Origin of the sequence: Paenibacillus sp. tmac-D7 (assembly GCF_006519665.1) — a bacterium.
GTDB classification, from domain to species: domain Bacteria; phylum Bacillota; class Bacilli; order Paenibacillales; family NBRC-103111; genus Paenibacillus_G; species Paenibacillus_G validus.
Genome location: NZ_VIDW01000009.1, coordinates 68,374 through 91,602 on the forward strand (window position 1 = coordinate 68,374; position 23,229 = coordinate 91,602).

Consider the following 23,229-nt stretch of genomic DNA (forward strand, 5'->3'; position numbering starts at 1 on the left):
GCCGCTTTCGTAAAAGCTGGAGGGTGGGAAAGGGAGCGGGGCACCGCCGCTTCCTTTCTTTCCTGATCTATCCTTGGAAACTTAAACTCCGAATGGTCAAGAAGGTGATACTTTGAGCGAATATATGTTGGAGATGAATCGCATAACCAAAGAGTTTCCTGGCGTCAAGGCGCTCAATCAAGTGAACATACAAATTAAAGAGGGCGAGGTTCACGGTCTTTGCGGAGAGAACGGCGCTGGAAAATCGACGATTATTAAGATTCTTAGCGGCGTATACCCATACGGCACTTACGATGGGGAAATTGTAATCCGCAAGGAAGTGCAGCATTTTCAGCATACGGCCGATTCCGAGCGGGCAGGCATCGTATGTATCCATCAGGAGCTGGCTCTCGTCCAGGAGCTTTCCGTGCAAGAAAACATTTTTCTCGGCAACGAACCGACAAAGATGGGCGTCATTCAGTGGGATGAGCTTTACCGGAATACGACGGCGTTGTTGAAAGAGCTGGATTTAAAGATCAATCCTAATGAAAAGGTGAAGAACCTGGGTGTCGGACAGCAGCAGTTGGTCGAAATTGCCAAGGCGCTGTCGAAAAAAGCAAAAATTTTAATCCTTGACGAGCCGACCTCGGCATTGACGGAGCACGAGGTCGAGATTCTGATGAACATCATAAGGAAGCTTAAGGAAAATGGCGTAACCTGCATCTATATCTCCCATAAATTCAACGAAATTTTTGAAATTTGCGATTCTGTTTCCATTCTTCGGGATGGGACCTATGTCGGAACGAAAGACATTCATGAGCTTGACCGTGAATCGTTAATCTATATGATGGTCGGCAGAAAGCTCGATAAAATGTTTCCCCGCGAGCCTCATACGAGGAAAGAGCTTTCCCTTGAAGTGAAAAACTTCTCGGTATACGACGAGCAGAACCCCGGGCGGAAGCTTGTCGACCGTGTCAATCTTCAAGCTTACAAGGGCGAAATTCTCGGCATATCCGGCTTGATGGGCTCGGGAAGAACAGAGCTGGTATCCGGCATTTTCGGCGCATTCCCCGGGAAGAAGGAAGGGGAGGTATGGATTGATGGGGTTAAAGCGAGGATCGAGAGTCCCGTCGAAGCGACCGAATACGGCATCGCGCTTGTTTCCGAGGATCGGAAAAAATACGGTCTTGTGCTCGACATGAGCATAGCTGAGAATATCACCTTAGCCAGCTTGAATAAAATTTCGGCATTCGTCCTTCATCCCGATGATGAAATTCAGTATTCCCAAAAATACGTCTCCGCTTTAAACGTTAAGACATCCAGCGTCGAGACACAGGTTAAAAATCTCAGCGGGGGCAACCAGCAAAAAGTCGTCATCGGCAAATGGCTGATGACCGAGCCTGAAATTTTGATTCTCGATGAGCCCACGCGCGGCATCGACGTTGGGGCGAAGTTTGAAATTTATAAAATCATGAACGAGCTTGTAGAGGCGGGCGTTACCGTCATTATGATTTCATCGGACCTTGAAGAGGTGCTCGGCATTAGCGACCGGATCCTGGTTATGTGTGAAGGCAGAATCGAAGGCGAGCTCGACTATCGGGAGGCTACGCAAGAGAAAATTATGCATTATGCAACCGGAGGAGGTAGATGAAATGGAACATAAACTGGCCGCAGCTCCGGGCACTCCTGCAGGGCAGCTGACGAAAAAAATCGATATCCGTTCGTATGCGATGATTGCGGGATTAATTATTTTATGGATCATCTTTTCCGTATTAACGGACGGAACGTTCCTTAGCGCGCGCAACATTTCCAACCTGACCGTACAAATGTCGGTGGTCTCGATATTGGCTACCGGAATGGTGCTTATCATCGTAACCGGGAATATCGATCTTTCGGTCGGTTCTCTTGTCGGATTGGTCGGCGGGGTTGCGGCAGCTTTAATGGCCTGGGAAGGGTGGGGAACGGTTCCAACCCTATTCGCCGTGCTTCTTTTGGGCGTGATCGTCGGAGGCATCCAAGGCTTTGCGACTGTTTATCTGAATATTCCGTCTTTTATTGTCACGCTTGGCGGTATGATGGTGTTTAAAGGAATATTAATCGGCATAACGAAAGGGATTTCGATCGCGCCGATGAATCCGAGCTATAAAGTGCTGGGCGATCAATATGTAAATAGTTTGTTCGGCCTGATCTTGACGATCATGGCGATTGTTCTCCTAGTTTATTTTACGTTAAAGAAGAGAGGTTCCAGGAAGAAAAACGGCCTGGAGCTGGAACCGGCCGGCAAATTGGCCGCCCGCTTGATTTTATTTACCGGTTTGATGGTCATTTTCTATCTCTCGATGCACTCTTACAAAGGCTATCCCATTCCCGTCCTCATCATGCTGGGACTCGTTCTGCTGTTCTCGTTCATTGCGGGCAGCACGAAGTTCGGGCGTTATATTTATGCCATCGGGGGCAATATGCAGGCGGCAAAATATTCCGGTATCCAAGTCAAAAAGATTGTGCTGCTCGTCTTTATGCTGAACGGCTTGGTAGCGGCCATCGCCGGTATCGTCTTATCCGCAAGGCTTAACGCCGGTGCTCCCAGCTCGGGTAATATGATGGAGCTTGACGCGATTGCCGCGGCAGTTATCGGCGGAACGAGTCTGATGGGCGGCCGGGGCAAGGTGGTGGGCGCTATCCTGGGGGCGCTCATTATGGCAAGCCTGGATAACGGCATGAGCCTGCTCAATATGGAAGCTTTTTGGCAGTATATTGTGAAAGGCCTTATTCTGGTATTGGCCGTATGCTTTGATGTCATGACGAAAAATAAGAGCGCGTAAGACGCGTGGAGGGACAGGTGTGGATATGCAGGGAGACATTCGTTGCGCGGCTATCGGGCTGGGCCGCTTGGGGTATTGGCACGCCGAAAATCTTCATACGAAAATCAAATCCGCCAAACTGGTCAAAGTGGCGTCCTCCCGGGCGGAGACGGCAGAAAGGGCGGCAAGGGAGCTCGGGGTCGAGGCATGGACGACGAATCCGGATGATGTGTTTACGGACCCGGATATCGACGCTGTGATCCTATCGACGCCTACCGATACCCATGCCCGATTTCTGAAAACAGCGGCCTTGCACGGCAAACATATTTTTGTGGAAAAGCCGATAGCGAAGTCTGTGGAAGAAGGCCGCGAGCTTGTTCGCTTGGTGGAAGAAACCGGCATTACCTGCCAAGTCGGGTTTATGAGGCGCTTTGATCCGGCCTACGCCGAGGCGAAGAAAAGAATCAATGCCGGCGATATCGGCCGGCCGATCTATTTTAAAGGCGTCAGCCGGGACCCCGTATCTCCGCCGGAGGCGTATATTAAACATAGCGGCGGCATCTTTCTCGATCTTGCCGTCCACGATTTTGACATGGCCCGATACTTAATGGGGTCTGAAGTGCGGTCCGTCAGGTCTATGGGAAGCATTCAGCTTCACGCCTTCATGGGCGAATACGGGGATGTCGATCAGGCGCTAACCTACCTAAACTTCGAATCGGGCGCGGCCGGCGATGTCGAATCGAGCCGGAACGCCGGCTACGGATACGACATCCGGGGCGAGGTGGTCGGGACGGAAGGCACGCTGCAGATCGGCTCCTTGAGGCATCACGATTTGCGCATTTTGGGACCCAAGGGAAGCAGCCACGATATTATTCCTGAGTTTGCGACAAAATTCAAGGATGCGTTTCTGCTGGAAATGACTCATTTTATCGATTGCCTTCGTCATGGACAAAAGCCTTCGTGTACGGCCATCGACGGACTTCGGGCCTTGGAAATTGCCCAAGCGGCTGCCGACGCCTTTCTCTCCAAGGAAGAAACGAGGGTGCTTTGAATTCCTCCATTGCATGATCAAAACCTTTGAAAGTATAATACAATGAAGGGAGTTAAACGTTTTCCTTGAATATATAGAAAATGAGGTTTGTGCAATGGGTATTAATATTTTCGACATTGCTAAGGAAGCCGAAGTATCCATCGCTACGGTATCGAAAGTTGTCAATAATACCGGCAGAATTAGTGATAAAACGAGAAAAAAAGTGTTGGAGATTATCGAAAAGCATAATTATACGCCGAATTCGCTCGCTACGGCTTTAACCGGAAAATTCAGCTATACGCTCGGATTGATCATTCCGAATTTGGCCAACCCTTTTTTTGGGGAAATCGCCAAAAGCGTCGAGGACCGCGCGAGGGAACTCGGTTTCAGCGTGATGATCTGCAGCACGGATTACGATGCGGACAGGGAAGCTTCCTATTTTACACTGCTGCAAAAAAAACGTGTGGACGGAGTCATTATCCTGTCGGGCTTTGAAGACCAGCAAACGATTACGAGAAATCTGGTCAAGCCGAATATGCCTGTTGCTCTGATCGCCCGTGATATTCCGACCATATCCATCAACTCCGTTTCGATCGATGATTTTGTCGGAGGCTATGAAGCAGCCAAACATCTCATAGGACTCGGCCATCGCAGAATGGGGCTTATTGTGGAAAATATCCGGTGCGCCAAGGAAAGGGTTCGCGGCTTCAATCAGGCTCTGGAGGAGCATGATCTGCAGCTTGATGAAAGCCTTGTCCTGCTTGGCGAGGCCACCGTTCCTAACGGGAAAAAGCTGGCTCTGCAGCTGCTGAGCGGGGACGAACCGCCGACGGCTATATTTGCGACCAACGACCTTCTGGCCATCGGCACGATCCAGGCGGCGAACGAGCACGGACTGAAGGTGCCTCAGGATGTATCCGTGATCGGCTTTGACAACACGATGCTGGCCACGATTACGGACCCTCCGCTAACGACGATAGCTCAACCGATGGAACAGATGGGAAGGCAGATCGTCGATTTGCTTGTTCAGGAATTGAAGGGCGATGTGACGCATAAACAGCGGATTGTGCTGCTGCCGGAGCTTGTAGTGAGAAAGTCTACGGGTTTACGATAAGGGACGGGCCGTAAAATAGATGGAGAAGGTGGGAGGACGTTGTTTACAACGGTTCTTTTTGATTTGGACGGGACAATTGTCGATACGAATGAGCTGATTATCCGTTCCTTTATGCATGTTCTGAAAGACGCTCCCCATGCGGAAAGCTGCAGCCGGGAGTTTATCGCCCAAAGCATGGGGCTGCCATTAAGAGAGCAGCTCGAGGTCTATACAAAGTCAACAGAGGTAGAGCCTTATATAAAAGCTTACCGAGCGTATAACGAGACCCATCACGAGCGTTTAGTGAAATCGTTTCCTCATGTGAAAGAGACGTTAGAAGCGCTGCACGAGGCAGGTATCCGGCTAGGCGTTGTGACAAGTAAAATAAAGAAAACGGCCGTGATGGGGTTACAAGCAACCGGACTGCTGCCCTATATGGATACGCTTGTTACGGAAGAAGACGTCCAAAGAGGGAAACCGGACCCGGAGCCGATTCGGAAGGCGCTTGCCTTGCTGGATGCCTCCCCGGAGCATACCTTGATGGTCGGCGACAGTCACTATGACATTTTGTCCGCCCGTGGCGCGGGAGTAGCTTCCGCCGCGGTCTCTTGGTCGCTCAAGGGAGAAGCGTACTTGAAAACTTTTTCTCCCGATTTTGTGATTCGGGATATGAGGGAACTGAAACGGACCGTTGGCGTCGAATAGTGTCCGGCAGTTTCCGAATAAATAAACGGAAGTATTGACACAAATGCGTAACCATGGTATTTTTTTCTTGTATAAATTTTGAGTTATTCATCTCACTATCGGTGCGAGGCGGCAGCACATTCGACTGGAAGCAGGTGCGCCGGAAAGCGTTGGACCGAAGAAGAAGCATTGCCATAAAATATTCGGGAAGCCCGGCAGTCATGCTGGGCTTCTTGAGCAAACGCGTAGTGCTGCCCGCCGCGATTGGCCTGGACGTTCTGCAGCCTGAACATACCTGAGGAGGAAACAATGATGAAAGCGCTTGTACTGGAAGGTGCTAAAAACTTGATCCTGAGGCAAGTCGAAGATCCGAAGCCGGCGGAAGATGGCGTTCTGCTGAAAGTTATGGCGAATGGCGTATGCCGAAGCGATCATCACTTTTGGGAAAGCGGTCTCGTTCCCGTTAATATTCTCGGCCATGAATTTAGCGGCGTTGTGGAAGAGGTAGGCAGCAAAGTGACCCGGTTTAAGAAGGGCGATCGAGTCACGGTGCCGTTTTCCGGAAGCGAAGGCGCTTGTCCGCATTGTGTAAGCGGCCATTCCCATCTTTGCGATTCGCTCTTGATGCCCGGCTTAACGTATCAGGGCGGCTACGCCGAATATGTGGCGGTTCCTGTCGCTGACCGGAATATGATCCATTTGCCCGAAGAAATCAGTTTTGCCGAAGCATCGGCCCTGGGCTGCCGATTTATTACCGCTTTCCACGGCATCGTGGACCGGGTTCAGGTGCTTCCCGGCGAGTGGGTTGTTGTTTACGGCTGCGGAGGGGTAGGTCTATCGGCGGTCAATATCGCCTCCGCTATGGGGGCGAATGTGATCGGCGTGGACATCAACGATGCCAACCTCGATTTGGCGAAGCAAATGGGAGCCGCTTACACGGTCAACAGCAGGACGACCGATCCGATTGCAGCCGTCAACGAAATGACACAAGGCGGAGCGGATGTGTCGGTAGACGCGCTCGGGCTGTCGCAGACGGCGGTTAGCGCGATCAGAAGCTTGCGCAAGCGCGGCCGGCATCTTCAAATCGGCATGACGTCGAAGCAGGATGCGGGGTCCATCGCGATTCCGGTCGATGAGATGATCCTGAAAGAACTTTCTTTCATTACGAGCTTCGGCATGCCGGCGCATCGCTATCATGCTGTACTGCCCCTCGTATCCAACGGGAAATTGACGCCGGGGAAAATGGTGACGCGAGAAGTTTCGCTTTCCGAGGTGAACGGCATATTCGAGGAAATGAGCAGCTTTACAAATACGGGAACGTATGTCGTCACCAAGTTCGGGTAAAGCGGCGTTGGCCGGCAGCTGCCGGTATAGTCGTGTTGGCGGGCGCCGGCAATGCAGGTCAAACTCGGCGAGTTGTGAGCAATAAAGGAAGAATTTCTGCTATTCCGTGTGTACTTAATGAAATTACAACCTGAATTAAATATTTTATTCGAGATTATCGTTAAATATAACGACATAAATAAGAAGAATAGTGTATAATAAACAGGAATAACATGTTATTGAAAAGGCGAATGCCAGCTTGGCTGCCGAGCTAATCCGACTTCATGAAAGAAAGGATGGATCATGCATGGAAAACTCCTCGATTAGCGTAGACCTGGGTGTAATCTTGTGTAAGCATTGCGCTGAAATTATTGGCACGTTCGATTCCGAGAAGGTGACTACGTATTATTCGGATTGCCAGGAGCCGGACTGCTTGGAAACGAGAAAGAACCCCAATAACCAACAATGAAAGCTATCGGGAAAGCTCTGCAACATGATCAAACCTAACGGGATTTGAAGCTCTCGCGGGTGTATGGCGGGGGCTTCTTTATTTATATCTGTGCGCTCGTATAAAGCGCTTGGCAAACCATCCGCGATATGAGATAGTATCATGTAACCGGAAGAAGGGGATGGGGTAATGAACGTTCAATATTTCGCGGATATTCTTGATAAGGTGCGGATCCATAAACCGCTCGTGCACAATATTACGAATGTAGTCGTAACGAATTTCACGGCGAACGGCCTGCTGGCCTTAGGAGCATCGCCGGTTATGGCATATGCTCACGAAGAGGTTGCAGAGATGGCGCAAATCGCCGGCGCCCTCGTCTTGAATATAGGCACGCTGGACGACCGTATCGTTCACGCCATGCGGATCGCGGGGCAATCGGCGAACGCGCATGGCGTTCCGATTGTTTTCGATCCGGTGGGAGCCGGGGCGACGGCATATCGCACGGAAACGGCCCGTTCGCTCATGAAGGAGCTGCGGATCTCGGTACTTCGAGGCAATGCTGCGGAAGTGGCTAACGTCGTCGGGAAATCGTGGAGCATTAAAGGCGTGGACGATGCAGGCAGTGCGGCCGGGGAAGTGCCTGCGCTTGTCCGGCAAGCGGCGCGGGCGATGAGCTGTGTCGTCATCGTCACAGGCCGTGACGATTATGTGAGCGACGGCGAGGCGACGTATCGGGTGAGCAATGGTACGCCGCTGCTGACCCAAGTGACCGGAACAGGCTGCTTGCTGACTTCGGTGGTCGGCGCCTTCCTTGCGGTGGAGAACGATCAAGCGGCTGCTGCTGTGGCGGCATTGGCTTATTATGGGGTTGCCGCAGAGCGAGCGGTCCAGATCGCCGGCTCCGACAATCCGGGCAGTTTTCAGATCGAATTGCTGAATCAGCTGCACAAGACGGATGGCGAAGTTGTACGTCGGCAGGCGAAAATAACTCGCGTGGAGTAAGCGACCGGAACAACTTCTCAATGAATTGTAAGATTTTGGATTATTGACTTGCGAATAGCAGTTTTGTATGATGAAATCACGCTTAATTTCCGGTTTACACGAAACCGGAAAGCGGGGGAACCAATGAAATTGGGGCGAATCATTCCATGTAGGGAACCATCTTTCCCGAGCCCGACAGCTAACCTCGTCAGCAGTAGATGGGTCAAATTGTGTATGTATGCAGACTTGCATCGTTGACCCGTGAATCCGGGTCTTTTTGTGCTCCAGACCCGTCGCAGTCCAGGACGATAAGCGCTAGATGATAGCGCATCCTGGCTGGATTCGGGTCTTTTTTGTTTTTATGATAACATCATAGCTTAAGTAAGGAGGATCATGATGCTCCAGCGAATTACTTCTTCCCACCTGCAAGAACTGACAGATGTTCAAAAAGAATACCTGCGAAACCATTGGATTCCACAAGAAGGCGAATATATAGCTATGGGTGACCACGAAGAGATGATTTATTACTTGAACGGGGTCGAGAAACATAAAGCGCTTCCATTATTAACGATCGGACAAATGTTAAGCTACTTAAATAAACATGACCATTCCGTCCGTATTCAACATGTTTCCGGAGAATGGGTCGTGCAGACCTCTATGATTGAAACGAAGGCTATTGAATTAAGTCATGCTTTATGGGAAGCGTTTAAATCGGTTTTGGACAAGAACACAACACGATGATGTTGTGTTCTTGTTTGTATGAGACCTGAAACCGTCGATTTTTTTTCGCGTATTGCTAAGGAAACAAGATGAGGTGAGTAATGGAACAGATATTATTGGAGTTTATTGGCTATTTCAAACAATTATCGTACATAGGCGTCGTTTTGGCGCTGACTTTCGAGTTTGTTCCGGCAGAGCTGGTTCTTCCCCTCGTCGGTTATTGGGTCTATGAAGGGGATATGAACTTGGGGCTGGCTATTCTGGCAGGGACAGTCGGAGGGGTAACAGGACCCTTGACTCTATACGCATTAGGAAAGTATGGGGGGAGGCCGGTGATAATAAAGTTTGGCAAGTTCTTTTTTATACGGACGAAAGAGATTGATAAGGCCGAACGATTTTTCCATAAGTATGGGGCGGGCGTAGCTTTTCTGGGCCGGTTTATCCCGGGGGTTCGGACCGCTGTTTCGCTTCCGTGCGGCATGGCCAGAATGAGTGTCTGGAAGTTCTCGTTATTTACGTTTTGTGCCATGCTGCCTATAACGAGTTTATACGTTTATCTTGGGTACAAGCTTGGTCCCAATTGGCACGAGGTCGGGGAGCTGGCGAAGGGGTATTTGTTCCCGGTTGCCGCCGTGATTGTGGCCGGTCTTCTCGTTTATTCAGCTGTGAAATTATTCAATCGCAATAAAGAAAGAACGACGTAGGAGACGAAAGACGGTGTGGTTTTTGAATGGTAAAATTTTAACGGGCATGGAGGATGCGGATGGTTCATGTCGAATATGTGAGTAATTATTTTACCTTCACGGAACTGAGATGGTGCCCATGTTAGAACATATAAAAGAGAAGACAAGTGATTACCTGCTGACATTAATTCAAATCATGCCTGATATCATTGTTTTTAAAGACGGTAAAGGGGCATGGGTTGAAGCGAATGATGCTGCGCTGCAGTTATTTGAGTTAGACCGTGACGCGTATAAGGGGAAAACAAATCTTGATTTTCAACGTTCTAAGCCGCATATGGAAGAGTTTTTTCATACATGCGAAGAAACCGACAATGAAGCCTGGAGACGAGGCAAAACGATTCATTTTGAAGAAAAATTCAAGCGTTCCGACGGCTCGACCGTAATTATCGAGTTTATTAAAGAACCTGTTATGGCCGAGGATGGTCGGCGGGAGTGGTTAATTGTTGTCGGCCGCGACATTACTGAACGAAAGTTAATTCAAGATCATTTGAACGAGCAAAATGTGGTTCTGGAAATGGTTGCCAAAGGCAGGCCGCTACAAGATATTTTAGGTCACATTATTGAATTTGTAGAGAAGCAAACAGAGGCTGTTTGTTCCATTCTGCTGCTTGAAAACGATTTATTAAAACATGGAATGGCTCCCCGTCTTCCGGCTTCTTTCTTGCGGGCTGTAGACGGCATACGAATTGGACCGGACATGGGTTCTTGCGGAACCGCCGCCTATTATAACAAAAATATTATTGTATCTGACATTGAGAATGATCCGTTATGGCGGGATTTCCGCGAGATTGCGCTGGATCACGGGTTTCGGGCTTGCTGGTCTGTCCCCTTTACGGATAAAGACAATCAGGTGATCGGAACATTCGCTATCTATTACAAGACTCGAAAATCTCCCGAAACCAGGGAACTCCAAATGATCGAGCGTTCCGCTTATTTAATAGGGCTGGTAATCGAACGTAATAAAGCGGAGGAAACCATTCGAAAATTGGCATTTTTCGATTCCTTAACTGAACTCCCCAACCGTAAATCGTTTCAACATATCCTTGAAAAGACGATGGCCGAAGCCAAACAAAAAAATCAATTGTTTGCCGTGCTTTATCTGGATTTGGATGGATTCAAATTCATTAATGACTCGATGGGTCATTCCGTCGGCGATCTTCTTCTGCAGCGTGTGTCCCAGCGCTTACAAGATCTTGTATCGGATAAAGGGATTGTTTCACGTCAAGGCGGTGACGAATTCACCATCCTACTGCCAAATACGTCAAAAGCGGAAACGGAAGCTTACTGCCAGAAGATTATGGAGGCATTGAATGCGCCCTTCCGTATTCAAGATCATGATCTGTATATTTCAACAAGCATTGGGATCAGCATGTTCCCGTTTGATGGAGAAACGATAGAAGCATTGGTAAAAAATGCGGATATGGCGATGTATCATGCGAAGAGGCAGGGCAGAAATCACGGAATGCCTCGCCATGAAGCTTGACCGAGCCGCAAAAACATGAAGAAGCCCCTCTTCGGATGGGGCTTCTTCATGTTTTTGGGCTGAGATGTGTAAATATAAATATTGACAATTCATTGATAACGCTTTAATATACATGTATACAAGAAGTTATACATGTATACAAGTGCTCCGCGAGGAGCAGCAATCAACCGACACTTCTACATATCGTAAAACTTTCAGAGGAGGGATTGTTATGCAAGTGCATGATCAATGGGATGTCATTGTGGTTGGCGGGGGAACGGCGGGGGCGCCGGCAGCTATTGCGGCAGCTAGAAACGGGGCCAAAGTACTTGTGGTCGAAAAGAATGGTTACCTGGGCGGGGCTTCAACTTCTGCACTAGTGTCGCCGTATGCGAACCATTATGACGCTCATGGCGAACCGACGATAGCCGGTCTTTTTAAAGAAATACTTGACTCCTTAAAGGAAATGGGAGCATGCCATGGTCCTATCCGCCCCAAGGAAGGGAACCCGCCTTGGGGGAAAAATCCCGTGATTACGCCTTTCGATGATGAATACCTGAAATTTGTGTTAACGAAGATGGCCAAAGATGCCGGAGTGAGCTTTTTATACCATACCTTGTTGAAGGATGTATGGGTTGAGGATGGCGTAGTGAAAGGCATTACGGTGTTTAACAAATCCGGCGCTCATACTTTATTCAGTAAAGTCATTGTCGACTGCACCGGGGACGCCGACGTCGCTGTGAAAGCGGGCGCCAAAACGGTAAAAGGCCGGGAAAAAGACGGGGAAAAAATGCCCGTCACCGTGTACTGCCGAGTCGGTAACGTGAATGTCGACCGGGTCGAAGAAGAAATCAAGAGAAATCGGGACAATTTCAGATGGTACGCGATAGGCAGTGCGGAAGGAGATCTTCCTGCCGGCAGCCAGCGTAAACAGCTGTTTTGTTCAGGATTTTGGCAGGAAATAGCTGCGGCTAAAGAAAACGGCGAATATAACATAGGCAGAGAAACCTTGAATTTGTTTACAAACGTAAGGGAAGGCGAAGTTACCGTTAATGCTACCCGCGTTAATTTCATAGATGGGACCAATGCGTCTGAAGTTACAGCTGCAGAGGTGGAGCTGCGATACCAGACGATGTCGGTTGTAGATTTCTTAAGAAAACGAGTGCCTGGTTTTGAAAAGTCATTCCTCATCAAGACGGCCAACGAAGCAGGCATTAGGGAAACCCATAGAATCATCGGCGAATATATACTCACGCAGGAGGATGTCGTGAAGGGTACAAGGTTTGATGATGTCGTGGCGCGTGGTGGATATGCTATCGATATTCATAATCCCGGAGATTCGAAGAGCACCTGGATCCAGGTAGACGATAGCTACGATGTACCCTATCGCGCGTTATTGCCTGTTGAACTGGAAGGCTTGCTGGTCGCCGGCCGTTGTATTTCCGCTACGCATGAAGCGGCTGCTGCCGTCCGAGCAATGCCATCCTGCGTGGCAATCGGCGAGGCTGCAGGAACTGCGGCTGCTCTCGCCACGACGAGAGGGCTCACTCCGAAAACAATCGATGTCCAGGAATTAAAACAGGTGCTAACTCAAAATGGCGTTTTACTTGCTTGATGCCGGCTGCTCTTATTCATCACGTTCATCTCCTATGATGGAGATCATCTTCGATCCGGCTGCTGACCAAGGTCAGCAGCCGTTCTTTATTATTGGGGAGAACGATCGGCGGGGCTTTGTTCATCATCTGAGAACGCATCAAAAAGGGACCCTCGAGTTTTTCTCGACGATCCCTTGCTGAAGGTGCTTTGTTGTCTTTTTCAAACCGGACGATTTGCCCGCTGTATTAGAACATCGCTTTCAATATTTCCTTGGTCGTTGTGAAATGCTGACGTAAAATTTGAACCGCCAATTCGTTATCGCCTTGCTTGAGATGAGTCAGAATCTGGGAGTGATCATCCTCCAGGTCTTGGGCCAGCTTGTAGTTTGTTTTGGAGTACAGGCTGTACCGGGATATGGTGTCCTGAAGCGAATCGACAAACTGCTTTAATTTGTTATTTTGCAAGGCGGAAATGATGGTGAGATGAAATTCCGAATTGGTTTTATGAAGCTCCTGCAAGTTTTCCTTTTCAAGGTGGACCTTCGCCATTGTAACGCAATTTTCCAGCTGTTGGATAATTGCGCTGTCGTCTGCTGTAATTTTGCGGAGGGCCTCCGCTTCCACAATCAAGCGTATGTCATAGATTTCTTCGATTTCCTGAATCGTCGGGATCGATACAATCACTTTACGGCCTGAAAGTACGGAAACCAGATTTTCGTTTTCCAAGCTGCGAAGGGCTTCCCGAACCGGGGTACGGCTCACCGATAATTTGTTAGCAATCAGATTCTCGCTCAGCAGCTGTCCGGGCTTTAAATTTCCGTTCAGTATCGCCTTCTTTAAGGTTTGATATACAACTTCTCGCAAAGGCAGGTAGGCAGGGAAGTCTTCAAGTGCTTCCAGCATGATTTCTTCTTGTAGAACCATTTCGTTCATTCCTTTGGTCTTTATAATAATTTCATTACTCAAATTCTAGTCGTATACTTGTATACATATATTATAAACCAGAATCTGAAGTTAATCAATAGCCATCAGCAGGAATTCGTTGCATCGTGGCTAAATGGTTAGGGGGCTGCAGGCGAATTGCGATTGATACGGCTGCTTAATGGGCGGAAATGAGTTGTGCTGAAGTCGATTGATGGAGAATATCGCATAAAAAATGGGATATTTGTAGATAAATATATATATTTCCACATATAGTTTTCAAGCCTTGACAATGGTATTCACTTGGTATACTATTGTGACAACGCTTACATAAGTCAGAATGCTTGAAAAAAATAAGGCGGGATGGAGGAGCTCAACATGCCGGTTAGGTAGAATTGCCATCGAACGGAAGCTGGCCGATGCCGTCAATGTGGAAACAAAAACTGAATAAAGGAGTGTGGTCCAAATGAAAAAGATGGGTCGTACTGTGTTAGGCTTAGGGCTTATTGCGTTAACTCTCAACGGTTGCAGCCAACCGTCCAGTGCGGGTGAGTCCGGGACAAAGGGAAGCGATAACCTCATCATCGGCTTCTCACAACACCGCATTGCCGGAAGCGATTGGTATAAGATGCTGATTGAAGGGGCCAAAGCTCAAGCCGAGAAACAGGGTGTGACGATCTTAGTAACAGACGCTGGAGGAGATGCAGTCCAACAGAACTCGGATATTCAGAACATGATGAGCAGAGGCGCTAAGGGCATTGTAGTGAATGCGCTTGATCCTCGAGGTATAGCGAATACCGTCAATGAACTGGAGAAAGAGGGCATCCCTCTCGTTGCGGTCAACACCCGTCTTAGCCCAGAGCTTGAGAAGAAGTCGTACTGTTTCGTAGCGGAAGATCAGCTGGACACCGCTGCCTCGGCAGGTAAAGAGTTAGCGAGAAAAATTGCGCAGAAATACAGTAAAGACGAGAAGGTCAAACTGGCCGTCATTGGCGGCTACTCCGGCGAAAGTACGACGGCATTACGGCAAGAGGGCTTCCTCAAAGGCTTCAATGGCTACTTCGAAGCGAACCCGGGCCACAAAATTGAAATCCTTCCTATCCGCTATGGCGAATGGCTGCCGGACAAAGCTCGCGTACCGGTTCAACAAATCGCCACGGCGAACCCCGATTTGAAAGCGGTATTCAGCATGAGTGACGTTATGCACGCCGGCATTGAGCAAGGCTTGCGGGAAGCCGGCGTCCTAGACAAAGTGATTATAGTCTCCTACGATGGCGCTATGGCTCTTGCCAAGAAGATGATGGACGAACCGAATGGTCCTCTCCAAGCGACTGTGTCGAACTCGCCGTACCTGCAAGGTGCAACGGCCGTTCAGATGGCGATAGACGCGGTCAAGGGGAACAAGACGAGCTGTCCGGGCGGAGCCAGATACACGGAAAACGTCCTTATCACCCCAGAAAACGCCAAACAGTTCTACGACCCCAACATCAGCTACTACTATTCCAAAGAATCTCTCACCAAACTTCAATAAAAGTATCCCGAACGGGAACATACATGCAGGATGCAGGAAAAGCCATATGACGAACGGTTAACAAGCGCAGTTTACCGGTGAGGTCGAGAAGGCATAAGACGACAGGCAGAGGATCAATGACTTCGAACGCCGGACGCTCGCTGGACGACGGTGAGCCTGCCGATCATGTGTCAGGCTTCCTTCGTCGAAGCGAGCACTCTCACAGATGTGAAAGGAGGCAGCGTCAAATGGTCGAACAAGAAGAGTTGGCTCTCTCCCTTCGAGGGCTCTGTAAGTCATACTCCGGTATCCAGGTGCTGCACCGTATTAACCTGGATATTCGCCGGGGTGAAATCCACTGTCTGGCCGGCCAAAACGGCGCCGGAAAATCTACGATCATCCGTGCGGTGTCCGGAGTGGAAAGGCCTGATAGCGGCACGATTGAGCTGGAGGGCAGACCTGTACGGTTCAACAATCCGCACGACAGTCAACGCGAGGGGATCTTCACTATTTATCAGGAGCTCAGCCTCGTACCGGGCCTCTCGATCGCTGAAAACATTTTTCTCAGCGACTTACCGCGTGGCGCCGGCGGAGTCCTGAATTGGCGAACGATGCGGGAGCGGGCCCGCGAGGCGCTTGAGTGGCTCGGCATCAACATCGATGTGAATCAGCCGGTCAGCTCGTTAACCACCGCCCAACAGCAGGGCGTTGAACTCGCCAAGGTGCTGCATGTGGCAAAAACGCTCCACGGTCGCCCTCCAATCATACTTTTGGATGAACCGACAGCCACCCTGCCTGCGCAGGACGTTAAACGTCTGCTCCAGGTGCTGAAAAGCCTTCAGAAACAGGGTGTGACATTCATCTATATTTCTCATCGAATGGATGAGGTTTTTGAAATCTGTCAGCGGATCACCGTATTGCGCGACGGCCGCAAGGTGGGAACGTACGAGGTTGATCAAACGACGCCGGCGGACATCGTCCGGGCGATGATCGGGAGAAACCTCGGGGGCTCGCTCTTGGGAGAATCGTTGGGGGGAGGCGAGAAGCCCCGTTACGGACTAGGAGGCGATCCCGGGCATGTCGCACTTTCCGTCGAGAACCTCCATGATGGCTCCGTTCTCCACGATATAAGCTTCAAGCTTCACCGTGGCGAGGTGCTCGGCGTGGCGGGTTTGGTGGGAAGCGGACAGTCGGAGTTGGCCGCTTGCCTGTTCGGCGCACGCGAACGGATAAGCGGAAAGATCACGATCAACGGTCGGCCGACGAAGCTCCGAAGTCCAAGCGAGGCCATCCGCGCAGGGATCGGACTTCTTCCGCAAAGCCGCAAAACCGAGGGCCTTGTGTTGAATATGTCAGTAACTGAGAATGTGACGATGGCCAGTTTATCCGATGTGAGCCGCTATTCGGTGATTAACCGCAACCGGGAGGAGCAGAGCGCTCGGGAACTGGGCCTATCGCTGAACATAAAGATGAGGGGTCCGGATCAAAAAGTCGTGAATCTTAGCGGCGGTAACCAGCAGAAAGTGGTGCTTGCCAAATGGTTGGCCAGCCAAACGAAAATATTGATCTTTGACGAGCCTACACGCGGCATTGATGTCGGGGCCAAAGAGGAGATCTACAAGTTGATCGGGGAGTTCGTGCGTGAGGGAGGATCCGTGCTGCTCATGAGTTCGGAGCTTCCAGAAACGCTTATGTGCGATCGTATTCTAGTCATCGCCCGAGGTCGGATCGTTGGCGAGTTCTTGCACGATGAAGTGGATCCTCACGGCGATGTGGTCATCGCGCAATGCTACTGATACAAGAATACAAGTGAAAGGTGGGGACAGTCATGCAGACGCTGAATAAGTCCAGTAAGGAAGAGACGTCGGTGGTATCGCGGGGGCCGCTGTTCGCTTCATCCGGCATCGTCGATCTCATCAAGCGAAGCTACCTCGTTATTTTCTTGGGTCTGGCTGTGGTGGCAGGAGCGATCGCCTCGCCCTATTTTTTGACCGGCCGCAATATCGAGAACATCATCGTGACTGGAGTTGTTGTTTCGATCCTGGCGATCGGTCAGTTCAAAGTCATTGTCACACGCGGCATTGACTTGTCGGTCGGTTCGATTGCCGCTCTGGGAACGGTGATGGTCGCTGTCCTGCTGCGGCAGGGGCTGCCGATTCCGATCGTCATTGCGTTAACCTTGGCCGTATGCGCTGCAGCGGGTTTGATCAACGGCATTGCTGTCGTTTACGGGGGCATTACACCCTTCATTGCCACCTTCGCCATGCTCAGCATCGCCCGAGGGGTTGCGTATCTCATTCAAGTCGGCACCCTGATTGAGGTCTCCAATCCAACCTACCTGAAGCTATTTACAGGAAGTCTCCTGGGAATACCGAACTCCGTCATTCTGGTTATTGTGGTGATGCTCGTCACTGCCTTTATTATGAAATATACAACCTTCGGCCGCCAGCTGTACGCCATCGGCGGCAACCCCGAAGCCGCCCGTCTCTCCGGGCTGCCCGTCAATCGCAATCTGATCACCACCTATGTCATATCCGGACTGTTCTCAGGTCTGGCGGGACTCATCCTGGCCGCCCAGCTTCAGCAGGGCAGCTCGCTGCTCGCCAAGGGATATGAGCTCAATGCCATCGCTTCCGCGGTAGTCGGAGGGACGTCGCTCTTCGGCGGGACCGGCAATCCGATCAGCGCCGTTATAGGCGGTCTCCTCATCGGCATCATTTCCAACATCATGAACCTGGTCGGCATCCTGCCGGAGCCCCAACTGATCGTGCTGGGATTGGTCATTCTCATCGCCGTATTCTTTACCGGCGGGGAAGGTCCCAAACGGCTTAATAAACTGATTAAATGGTTTCGGCGTTGAGGTGAAAGCGAGAGCTCAGGATTCACCCGGTTCGGCAGCATTCGTCAAGAACGGATGAAACCGATTACAAAAAAGAAGAAGGAAAAGGATAACCTGCCAGAGAATTTATATTGTACATAAATTAGGGAGGGTACGAAGTATGAATTACGCTCATAAGCCAGATCCAGTCGACGTCCTCATCATTGGAACAGGAGCAACCGGCGCAACGGCGGCCAAGGTTTTGACCGAGTCCGGTCTGAAGGTCGTAGCGTTGGAACGCGGTCCATGGTTGAAGCCCGAGCAATTCTCCGGGGATGAACTGAAATTCCTCAACCGGAACTACATTTGGCCGGACGAGAAATTAAAACCGCGTACTTACCGGCCCGATGAGAACGCCCAAACGGTGGTTCGCAGGTTCTCGCCGACTCCCAACCTGGTGGGCGGAGGAACTGTACATATGAGCGGGTGGTTCCCGCGCGCTGCGAAGTCGGATTTCATGCTTCATACCTTGCACGGAGATGTCCCGGGCGCCAGCCTTGCCGATTGGCCTATTACCTACGAAGAGCTCGAGCCGTATTACACCAAGGTGGAGTGGGAGTTCGGCGTATCCGGGAAGGGCGGCTTGAATAAGTACGAGGCACCGCGCAGCAAAGAGTACCCTTGCCCGCCGATGCCGTTGTCCCCTTACGGGAAGGTGTTTCACGAGGCATGCTCCAAGCTGGGCTATAATTCATTCCCGATGCCTCAAGCGGTAATTACGAAGGAGCACAAAGGAAGAAAGCCTTCTAACCACTCCGGGTTCGTGCAGCAGTTCGGCGACCCGACAAGTGGCAGGTCGAGCACCTTGCATACGTTTGTTCCGGAAGCGCTTTCGACGGGGCTGCTGGAACTGCGGCCCGATACTTACGTCCGCGAAATTACGCTGCACAAGGACGGACGTGCCAAGGGAGCCATCTATATCGACGAGAACGGACGCGAGGTCGAGCAGGAGGCCAGCATCGTGATTCTAGCCTGCGGGGCCATTGAATCGGCACGCTTGCTGCTTGCGAGCAAGTCGAATTTATTTCCGGACGGACTGGCGAACAGCAGCGGTCAAGTGGGGAGAAACGTGACTTTTCATGAGTACATCTTCGCCATCGGCTTGTTCGATAAGGAAATTCACGACCCGCTTTACGGCTGGGCGGGATCTTATGTGAATGGAGCTTCCATGGAATTTTACGAGACGGATCAAAGCCGGGGGCATATTCTTGGTTCGCTGATCTGTGCGTCCGGCTTGGGCCTTCCGGTGAACTGGACCTTTCCAGGACGGCCGACCTGGGGCAAGGCGGCCAAGGACACAGACCGGGAGCTGTTTAACCACAGCATGAAGATCGGCGTCCTCGTTAACGATCTGCCCCGGGAGACCAACAGGGTTGAACTGGATCCGGAGGTTAAGGATGCCTGGGGACTCCCGGTCGCACGAATAACGCATACCGCTCACCCTAATGACATCCGTCAAGGGAACTGGCAGGTCGATAAGAACATCGAGATATTGAAAGCGGCCGGCGCGAGCAAGACCATCCCCGTGTACATGGAGGGCATTAACGGCAACACCTGCCATGAGCAGGGCACAGCCCGGATGGGTAACGACCCCTCGAAGTCCGTGTTGAACAAATGGTGCCGGGCGCATGACGTCGACAACCTGTACGTACTTGACGGGAGCTTCTTACCGAACCTGGGAGTCAATCCGACGCTTACGATTATGGCTAACGCTTGGCGCTGCTCGGAATATATCGCCCAGGTGCACGGCAAAGGTCTGGACGTAGCCGTTCAGGCACGATAAGAAAGGATGTGTAGGAGCGATGACTAGCCAAAGCAACTGGGAGATGCTCCCGATTGACGCCAATACCGACGAGCGGTTGTTCTTTGACGAACACCAATGGTTGACCATCGAGGCCGCCACGGCGCGCATCATTCCCACCGATCACGACCCGGGCGCGCGAGAAGCGAATGTGGTGCGGTATATTGACCGCTACATATCCGGTACCGACTACATTTATGCTAACGCCGACGGCAGCGGATTCCTGCAGCTGGCGGGCAAAGACTTCGAAGCCTGGATTACGCGCATGCAGGCCATGCAGGATAAGTACACGGAGGGCGTCCGCGAGCTGGACGAAGTAAGCCGGGAGAAATTCGGCGCAGCGTTCATCGCGTTGACCGAAGAGCAGCAGGATGAGGTGCTGCTTACGCTCTCCGGCGAGCCGCCGGTACAGCCGTTCCTGATAAACGCGGAGGCCGGGGACGAAGACTCGACCGTAGGCGGCGCACCTCCATCCAATCAGCCCGTTTCGGATGAGGGACTGGACTTTTTTCACACGCTGGTCTTTCATACGAGACAAGGCTTTTATTCAGATCCGGTCTACGGAGGCAACAAAGATCATATCGGGTGGAAAGTAATCGGCTTCGAGGGGCCCAAGTCGCTGGCCGAGACTCAAGATGGCAGTCACACCACGAAGGCATTCCTGAACATGAATGGATGGCCCTATTCCCAAGACCCACAAAGTCCATGAGAAGGTCCGGACCATGCTGCGGCGTGCCGGGTTCATCCTCATGCGGCAGTGCTTGGACCAGTGAAGGGCGGTCAACCTTGACCCGAAGAGAAGTGGTAATATTGCCAAAATTTCCTTGATTATGGTATTCAATTGGTATACAATTAAAGTAAAGACACACCCTTTACACTAAACCGAGAGAGGTGAACGAGTTGGGGAAAATGAAGCTGATCGAGGCACCGAAGGCTGTCGATGTTCGTGACTACAAGATGTTTATCGGGGGAGCGTGGTTCGACGCCCGCTCAGGCAAAACCTTCGAGACGATTAATCCTTACACGGGCAAAGTTTGGGCCACCGTACCTGAAGCTGGCGCAGAGGATGTAGAAGCTGCGGTTGATGCCGCTCGCCGGGCATTCGACGAGGGCCCGTGGGGGAAGATGACCGGGACGGAGAGAGCGCGGCTTATGCGTCGCTTGGCCGAGCTGATTGCGGATCATACGGAAGAGCTCGCTACCATCGAGAGTATGGACAATGGCAAGCTCCTGAGAGAAACGCGCGGACAGCTCAGCGCGATGTCGGAGTGGTTCTACTACTTCGCAGGCGCCGCGGATAAGATCCAGGGGGAAACCATTCCTTCCGACAAGCCTAATTTCTTCGTTTACACGAGGAGAGAGCCCCTAGGCGTGGTCGGCGCCATTATGCCGTGGAACTCGCCGCTCTTTCTGTTAACCTGGAAACTCGCGCCAGCGCTTGCTTCGGGCTGTACATTCGTAGTCAAATCCGCCGAGCAAACGCCAGCCTCCACGCTGGAGTTCGCGAAGCTTATTCAGGAGGCGGGCTTCCCGGATGGCGTATTCAATGTTGTAACCGGTTACGGCGCCACTACGGGGAGCGCTCTTGTCCGGAATCCTGGCGTGGACAAAATAGCCTTCACAGGCTCTACGGAGACCGGGAAACGGGTGATGAAGGATGCTGCGGAACATATCGCCAAGGTCACGCTCGAGCTGGGCGGCAAGTCTCCGAATATCGTCTTCGATGATGCGGACCTCGATGCAGTGGTCAACGGGGTTGTCGCCGGTATTTTCGCGGCTACCGGTCAGACGTGCATCGCCGGATCGAGACTCATTGTCCAGGAATCCATCCATGACGAGCTGGTCAAGCGGCTTGTTGAGAAGGCCCGCTCCATCAAGCTGGGTAACCCGCTGGAGATGGAGACGGAGATGGGACCGATCGCCTTCAAGGAGCAGCTCGACAAAGTGCAGAGCTACATTAACATCGGTCTGGAAGAGGGCGCCGAGCTGGTTTACGGCGGCAAAGCCCCGTCGGAAGCGGAACTTCAAGACGGCTTCTTCATCGAACCGACGATCCTTACGGGCGTAAACAACAAGATGAGAGTGGCCCGGGAGGAAATCTTCGGTCCGGTGCTCAGCGTGATCGCCGCCAAGGACGAGGAAGAAATTGTACGTCAGGCGAACGATAGCCCGTTCGGCTTGGGAGCCGGTATCTGGACCAAGGACGTTCAGCGGGCACACCGGGTAGCGCACGCCCTGCGCGCCGGCACGATTTGGATTAACTCCTATCGCACCATCTCCTTCAATACGCCTTTCGGCGGCTACAAAATGAGCGGTATCGGGAGAGAGAACGGGCTCGAGTCCATCAAGGAGTACACGCAAGTGAAGTCCGTTTGGGTGGAGCTATCCGGTCAGAGCCGCGACCCTTTCAAGCTGGGCTAGTCATGCCGGTGGTCAGAGCGTCTAATCAACGATGAGCCCGGTTATGATACCCGGTTCAGGCACGGTCTTGAACGATATAGGCTGGGGGGGACGAAATACGGTCTACGGAATGGAAATGAAATTGAAGTGAGGTTTTACCTATGAGCATGAGTAAGCAAGAAACGATATATCGTCAGATTCAAGAACGCATCTTGCAGGGCTATTACCAGCCGGGTGACCCGATCATCGAGCGTGTCGTTGCCGAGGAGCTGGGCGCAAGCCGAATTCCGGTCCGCGCAGCGTTGTTGCAGCTGGAGCAAGACGGTTTAGTCACGCTCATACCCAATCGGGGCGCAAACGTCCGGATATTAAGCCCGACCGATCTCAGAGATCTTTTTGTGGCCCGAATGGCGATAGACGGTATGGCGGCGCGCCTCGCTGCGCTTTACATGGATCCGTCCGAGCTGGAGCTGGTGGATAATGAATACCGTCAAATTTTGAACAAAAATGAGGCTCCCGATCCCGAACTCATGGTCTCGCTGGGAAGCGACTTCCATGACAAGATCACCGGCGGGTGCGGTAACCCCGTCATCGCCCGGATGGCGGTATCTATCGCCGACCAGGTGCGTCTCTCGCGTCGGCTGTACTTTCCGCATACTTCATCGGTTCAGATGCTGCGTTTTGCGAATCAGCATATCCGGATCGTTGCGGCGATTCGGGATCGTGACCCGGACCTCGCGGAAAAGCTGATGCGCGAGCATATCGCCGAGACGTACGACCTGTTTCGAGTATCGCTGGATGGCCTCGGATCGAAGCAATTATAAGTCTGTTAGCCTGAACTGATCGATGAAAGATCATAT

General features: G+C 51.5%; 20 protein-coding genes and 1 riboswitch. Of the genes, 19 read left to right on the forward strand and 1 reads right to left on the reverse strand.

The genetic code is table 11. The annotated features are described in order from the left end of the window. The first annotated feature begins 112 nt into the window (after window positions 1-112). The 12 genes from FKP33_RS08855 to FKP33_RS08910 all read left to right on the forward strand — a co-directional run bounded on the left by FKP33_RS08855 (window position 113) and on the right by FKP33_RS08910 (window position 12,879). On the forward strand, window positions 113-1,630 hold the full coding sequence (locus tag FKP33_RS08855) for a xylose ABC transporter ATP-binding protein (protein ID WP_141334588.1): 1,518 nt from the start codon (window positions 113-115) through the stop codon (window positions 1,628-1,630). A gap of 1 nt (window position 1,631) precedes the next feature. Continuing rightward, window positions 1,632-2,801, forward strand: a complete 1,170-nt coding sequence (locus tag FKP33_RS08860; RefSeq protein ID WP_230875979.1) for a sugar ABC transporter permease — start codon at window positions 1,632-1,634, stop codon at window positions 2,799-2,801. Between the two features lie 25 nt (window positions 2,802-2,826). Next, complete coding sequence (gene iolG / locus FKP33_RS08865) at window positions 2,827-3,831, forward strand: inositol 2-dehydrogenase (RefSeq protein ID WP_054795417.1); 1,005 nt, start codon at window positions 2,827-2,829, stop codon at window positions 3,829-3,831. 94 nt (window positions 3,832-3,925) lie between these two features. Continuing rightward, a complete protein-coding gene (locus FKP33_RS08870) occupies window positions 3,926-4,924 on the forward strand; it encodes a LacI family DNA-binding transcriptional regulator (protein WP_127606494.1) in 999 nt (332 codons plus the stop codon). A 39-nt stretch (window positions 4,925-4,963) separates the two neighbouring features. Next, window positions 4,964-5,608, forward strand: a complete 645-nt coding sequence (gene ppaX / locus FKP33_RS08875; RefSeq protein ID WP_141334590.1) for a pyrophosphatase PpaX — start codon at window positions 4,964-4,966, stop codon at window positions 5,606-5,608. Window positions 5,609-5,896: 288 nt separating this feature from the next. Beyond that, complete coding sequence (locus tag FKP33_RS08880) at window positions 5,897-6,931, forward strand: zinc-binding dehydrogenase (RefSeq protein WP_306439343.1); 1,035 nt, start codon at window positions 5,897-5,899, stop codon at window positions 6,929-6,931. A 286-nt stretch (window positions 6,932-7,217) separates the two neighbouring features. Continuing rightward, complete coding sequence (locus FKP33_RS08885; RefSeq protein ID WP_230875980.1) at window positions 7,218-7,379, forward strand: GapA-binding peptide SR1P; 162 nt, start codon at window positions 7,218-7,220, stop codon at window positions 7,377-7,379. Between the two features lie 168 nt (window positions 7,380-7,547). Further along, window positions 7,548-8,360, forward strand: a complete 813-nt coding sequence (gene thiM, locus FKP33_RS08890; RefSeq protein WP_054798912.1) for a hydroxyethylthiazole kinase — start codon at window positions 7,548-7,550, stop codon at window positions 8,358-8,360. 69 nt (window positions 8,361-8,429) lie between these two features. Then, window positions 8,430-8,568, forward strand: a riboswitch (cyclic di-AMP (ydaO/yuaA leader). Window positions 8,569-8,735: 167 nt separating this feature from the next. Further along, the gene (locus tag FKP33_RS08895; protein ID WP_127606490.1) at window positions 8,736-9,080 is read left to right on the forward strand and encodes a hypothetical protein; all 345 of its coding nucleotides are present in this window, start codon (window positions 8,736-8,738) and stop codon (window positions 9,078-9,080) included. An 80-nt stretch (window positions 9,081-9,160) separates the two neighbouring features. Next, the gene (locus FKP33_RS08900) at window positions 9,161-9,763 is read left to right on the forward strand and encodes a DedA family protein (protein ID WP_127606488.1); all 603 of its coding nucleotides are present in this window, start codon (window positions 9,161-9,163) and stop codon (window positions 9,761-9,763) included. Window positions 9,764-9,881: 118 nt separating this feature from the next. After that, a complete protein-coding gene (locus FKP33_RS08905) occupies window positions 9,882-11,285 on the forward strand; it encodes a diguanylate cyclase domain-containing protein (protein ID WP_181410092.1) in 1,404 nt (467 codons plus the stop codon). 142 nt (window positions 11,286-11,427) lie between these two features. Then, window positions 11,428-12,879 carry an FAD-dependent oxidoreductase gene (locus tag FKP33_RS08910; RefSeq protein WP_164751766.1) on the forward strand — a complete coding sequence of 484 codons (1,452 nt, stop codon included), beginning with the start codon at window positions 11,428-11,430 and terminating at the stop codon, window positions 12,877-12,879. 226 nt (window positions 12,880-13,105) lie between these two features. On the opposite strand, the gene FKP33_RS08915 is transcribed toward FKP33_RS08910, so the two are convergent. Then, complete coding sequence (locus FKP33_RS08915; protein WP_054795400.1) at window positions 13,106-13,783, reverse strand: GntR family transcriptional regulator; 678 nt, start codon at window positions 13,781-13,783, stop codon at window positions 13,106-13,108. A 463-nt stretch (window positions 13,784-14,246) separates the two neighbouring features. Between FKP33_RS08915 and FKP33_RS08920 the strand changes: the two genes are divergently transcribed. The 7 genes from FKP33_RS08920 to FKP33_RS08950 all read left to right on the forward strand — a co-directional run bounded on the left by FKP33_RS08920 (window position 14,247) and on the right by FKP33_RS08950 (window position 23,193). Beyond that, a complete protein-coding gene (locus FKP33_RS08920) occupies window positions 14,247-15,311 on the forward strand; it encodes a sugar ABC transporter substrate-binding protein (RefSeq protein WP_141334596.1) in 1,065 nt (354 codons plus the stop codon). A 227-nt stretch (window positions 15,312-15,538) separates the two neighbouring features. Continuing rightward, window positions 15,539-17,086, forward strand: a complete 1,548-nt coding sequence (locus tag FKP33_RS08925; protein WP_141334598.1) for a sugar ABC transporter ATP-binding protein — start codon at window positions 15,539-15,541, stop codon at window positions 17,084-17,086. A gap of 32 nt (window positions 17,087-17,118) precedes the next feature. Then, entirely contained in the window at window positions 17,119-18,150 is a 1,032-nt protein-coding gene (locus FKP33_RS08930; protein WP_127606480.1) for an ABC transporter permease, read from the forward strand. A gap of 139 nt (window positions 18,151-18,289) precedes the next feature. Further along, complete coding sequence (locus FKP33_RS08935) at window positions 18,290-19,951, forward strand: GMC family oxidoreductase (protein WP_141334600.1); 1,662 nt, start codon at window positions 18,290-18,292, stop codon at window positions 19,949-19,951. 19 nt (window positions 19,952-19,970) lie between these two features. Next, the gene (locus FKP33_RS08940; RefSeq protein ID WP_141334602.1) at window positions 19,971-20,678 is read left to right on the forward strand and encodes a gluconate 2-dehydrogenase subunit 3 family protein; all 708 of its coding nucleotides are present in this window, start codon (window positions 19,971-19,973) and stop codon (window positions 20,676-20,678) included. A gap of 200 nt (window positions 20,679-20,878) precedes the next feature. After that, window positions 20,879-22,390: an aldehyde dehydrogenase gene (locus FKP33_RS08945; RefSeq protein WP_141334662.1), complete on the forward strand. Its 1,512-nt coding sequence runs from the start codon at window positions 20,879-20,881 to the stop codon at window positions 22,388-22,390. A gap of 140 nt (window positions 22,391-22,530) precedes the next feature. Beyond that, the gene (locus FKP33_RS08950) at window positions 22,531-23,193 is read left to right on the forward strand and encodes a GntR family transcriptional regulator (RefSeq protein ID WP_141334604.1); all 663 of its coding nucleotides are present in this window, start codon (window positions 22,531-22,533) and stop codon (window positions 23,191-23,193) included. The last annotated feature ends 36 nt before the right edge of the window (window positions 23,194-23,229 follow it).

Bases quoted from the DNA above. Each gene is read 5' to 3' on its own strand.
- FKP33_RS08860 (WP_230875979.1), top strand. From the start codon at position 1,632: ATGGAACATAAACTGGCCGCAGCTCCGGGCACTCCTGCAGGGCAGCTG.
- iolG (WP_054795417.1), top strand. From the start codon at position 2,827: ATGCAGGGAGACATTCGTTGCGCGGCTATCGGGCTGGGCCGCTTGGGG.
- FKP33_RS08870 (WP_127606494.1), top strand. From the start codon at position 3,926: ATGGGTATTAATATTTTCGACATTGCTAAGGAAGCCGAAGTATCCATC.
- FKP33_RS08880 (WP_306439343.1), top strand. From the start codon at position 5,897: ATGATGAAAGCGCTTGTACTGGAAGGTGCTAAAAACTTGATCCTGAGG.
- FKP33_RS08885 (WP_230875980.1), top strand. From the start codon at position 7,218: ATGGAAAACTCCTCGATTAGCGTAGACCTGGGTGTAATCTTGTGTAAG.
- thiM (WP_054798912.1), top strand. From the start codon at position 7,548: ATGAACGTTCAATATTTCGCGGATATTCTTGATAAGGTGCGGATCCAT.
- FKP33_RS08895 (WP_127606490.1), top strand. From the start codon at position 8,736: ATGCTCCAGCGAATTACTTCTTCCCACCTGCAAGAACTGACAGATGTT.
- FKP33_RS08900 (WP_127606488.1), top strand. From the start codon at position 9,161: ATGGAACAGATATTATTGGAGTTTATTGGCTATTTCAAACAATTATCG.
- FKP33_RS08905 (WP_181410092.1), top strand. From the start codon at position 9,882: ATGTTAGAACATATAAAAGAGAAGACAAGTGATTACCTGCTGACATTA.
- FKP33_RS08915 (WP_054795400.1), bottom strand. From the start codon at position 13,783: ATGGTTCTACAAGAAGAAATCATGCTGGAAGCACTTGAAGACTTCCCT.
- FKP33_RS08920 (WP_141334596.1), top strand. From the start codon at position 14,247: ATGAAAAAGATGGGTCGTACTGTGTTAGGCTTAGGGCTTATTGCGTTA.
- FKP33_RS08925 (WP_141334598.1), top strand. From the start codon at position 15,539: ATGGTCGAACAAGAAGAGTTGGCTCTCTCCCTTCGAGGGCTCTGTAAG.
- FKP33_RS08930 (WP_127606480.1), top strand. From the start codon at position 17,119: ATGCAGACGCTGAATAAGTCCAGTAAGGAAGAGACGTCGGTGGTATCG.
- FKP33_RS08935 (WP_141334600.1), top strand. From the start codon at position 18,290: ATGAATTACGCTCATAAGCCAGATCCAGTCGACGTCCTCATCATTGGA.
- FKP33_RS08940 (WP_141334602.1), top strand. From the start codon at position 19,971: ATGACTAGCCAAAGCAACTGGGAGATGCTCCCGATTGACGCCAATACC.
- FKP33_RS08945 (WP_141334662.1), top strand. From the start codon at position 20,879: ATGAAGCTGATCGAGGCACCGAAGGCTGTCGATGTTCGTGACTACAAG.
- FKP33_RS08950 (WP_141334604.1), top strand. From the start codon at position 22,531: ATGAGCATGAGTAAGCAAGAAACGATATATCGTCAGATTCAAGAACGC.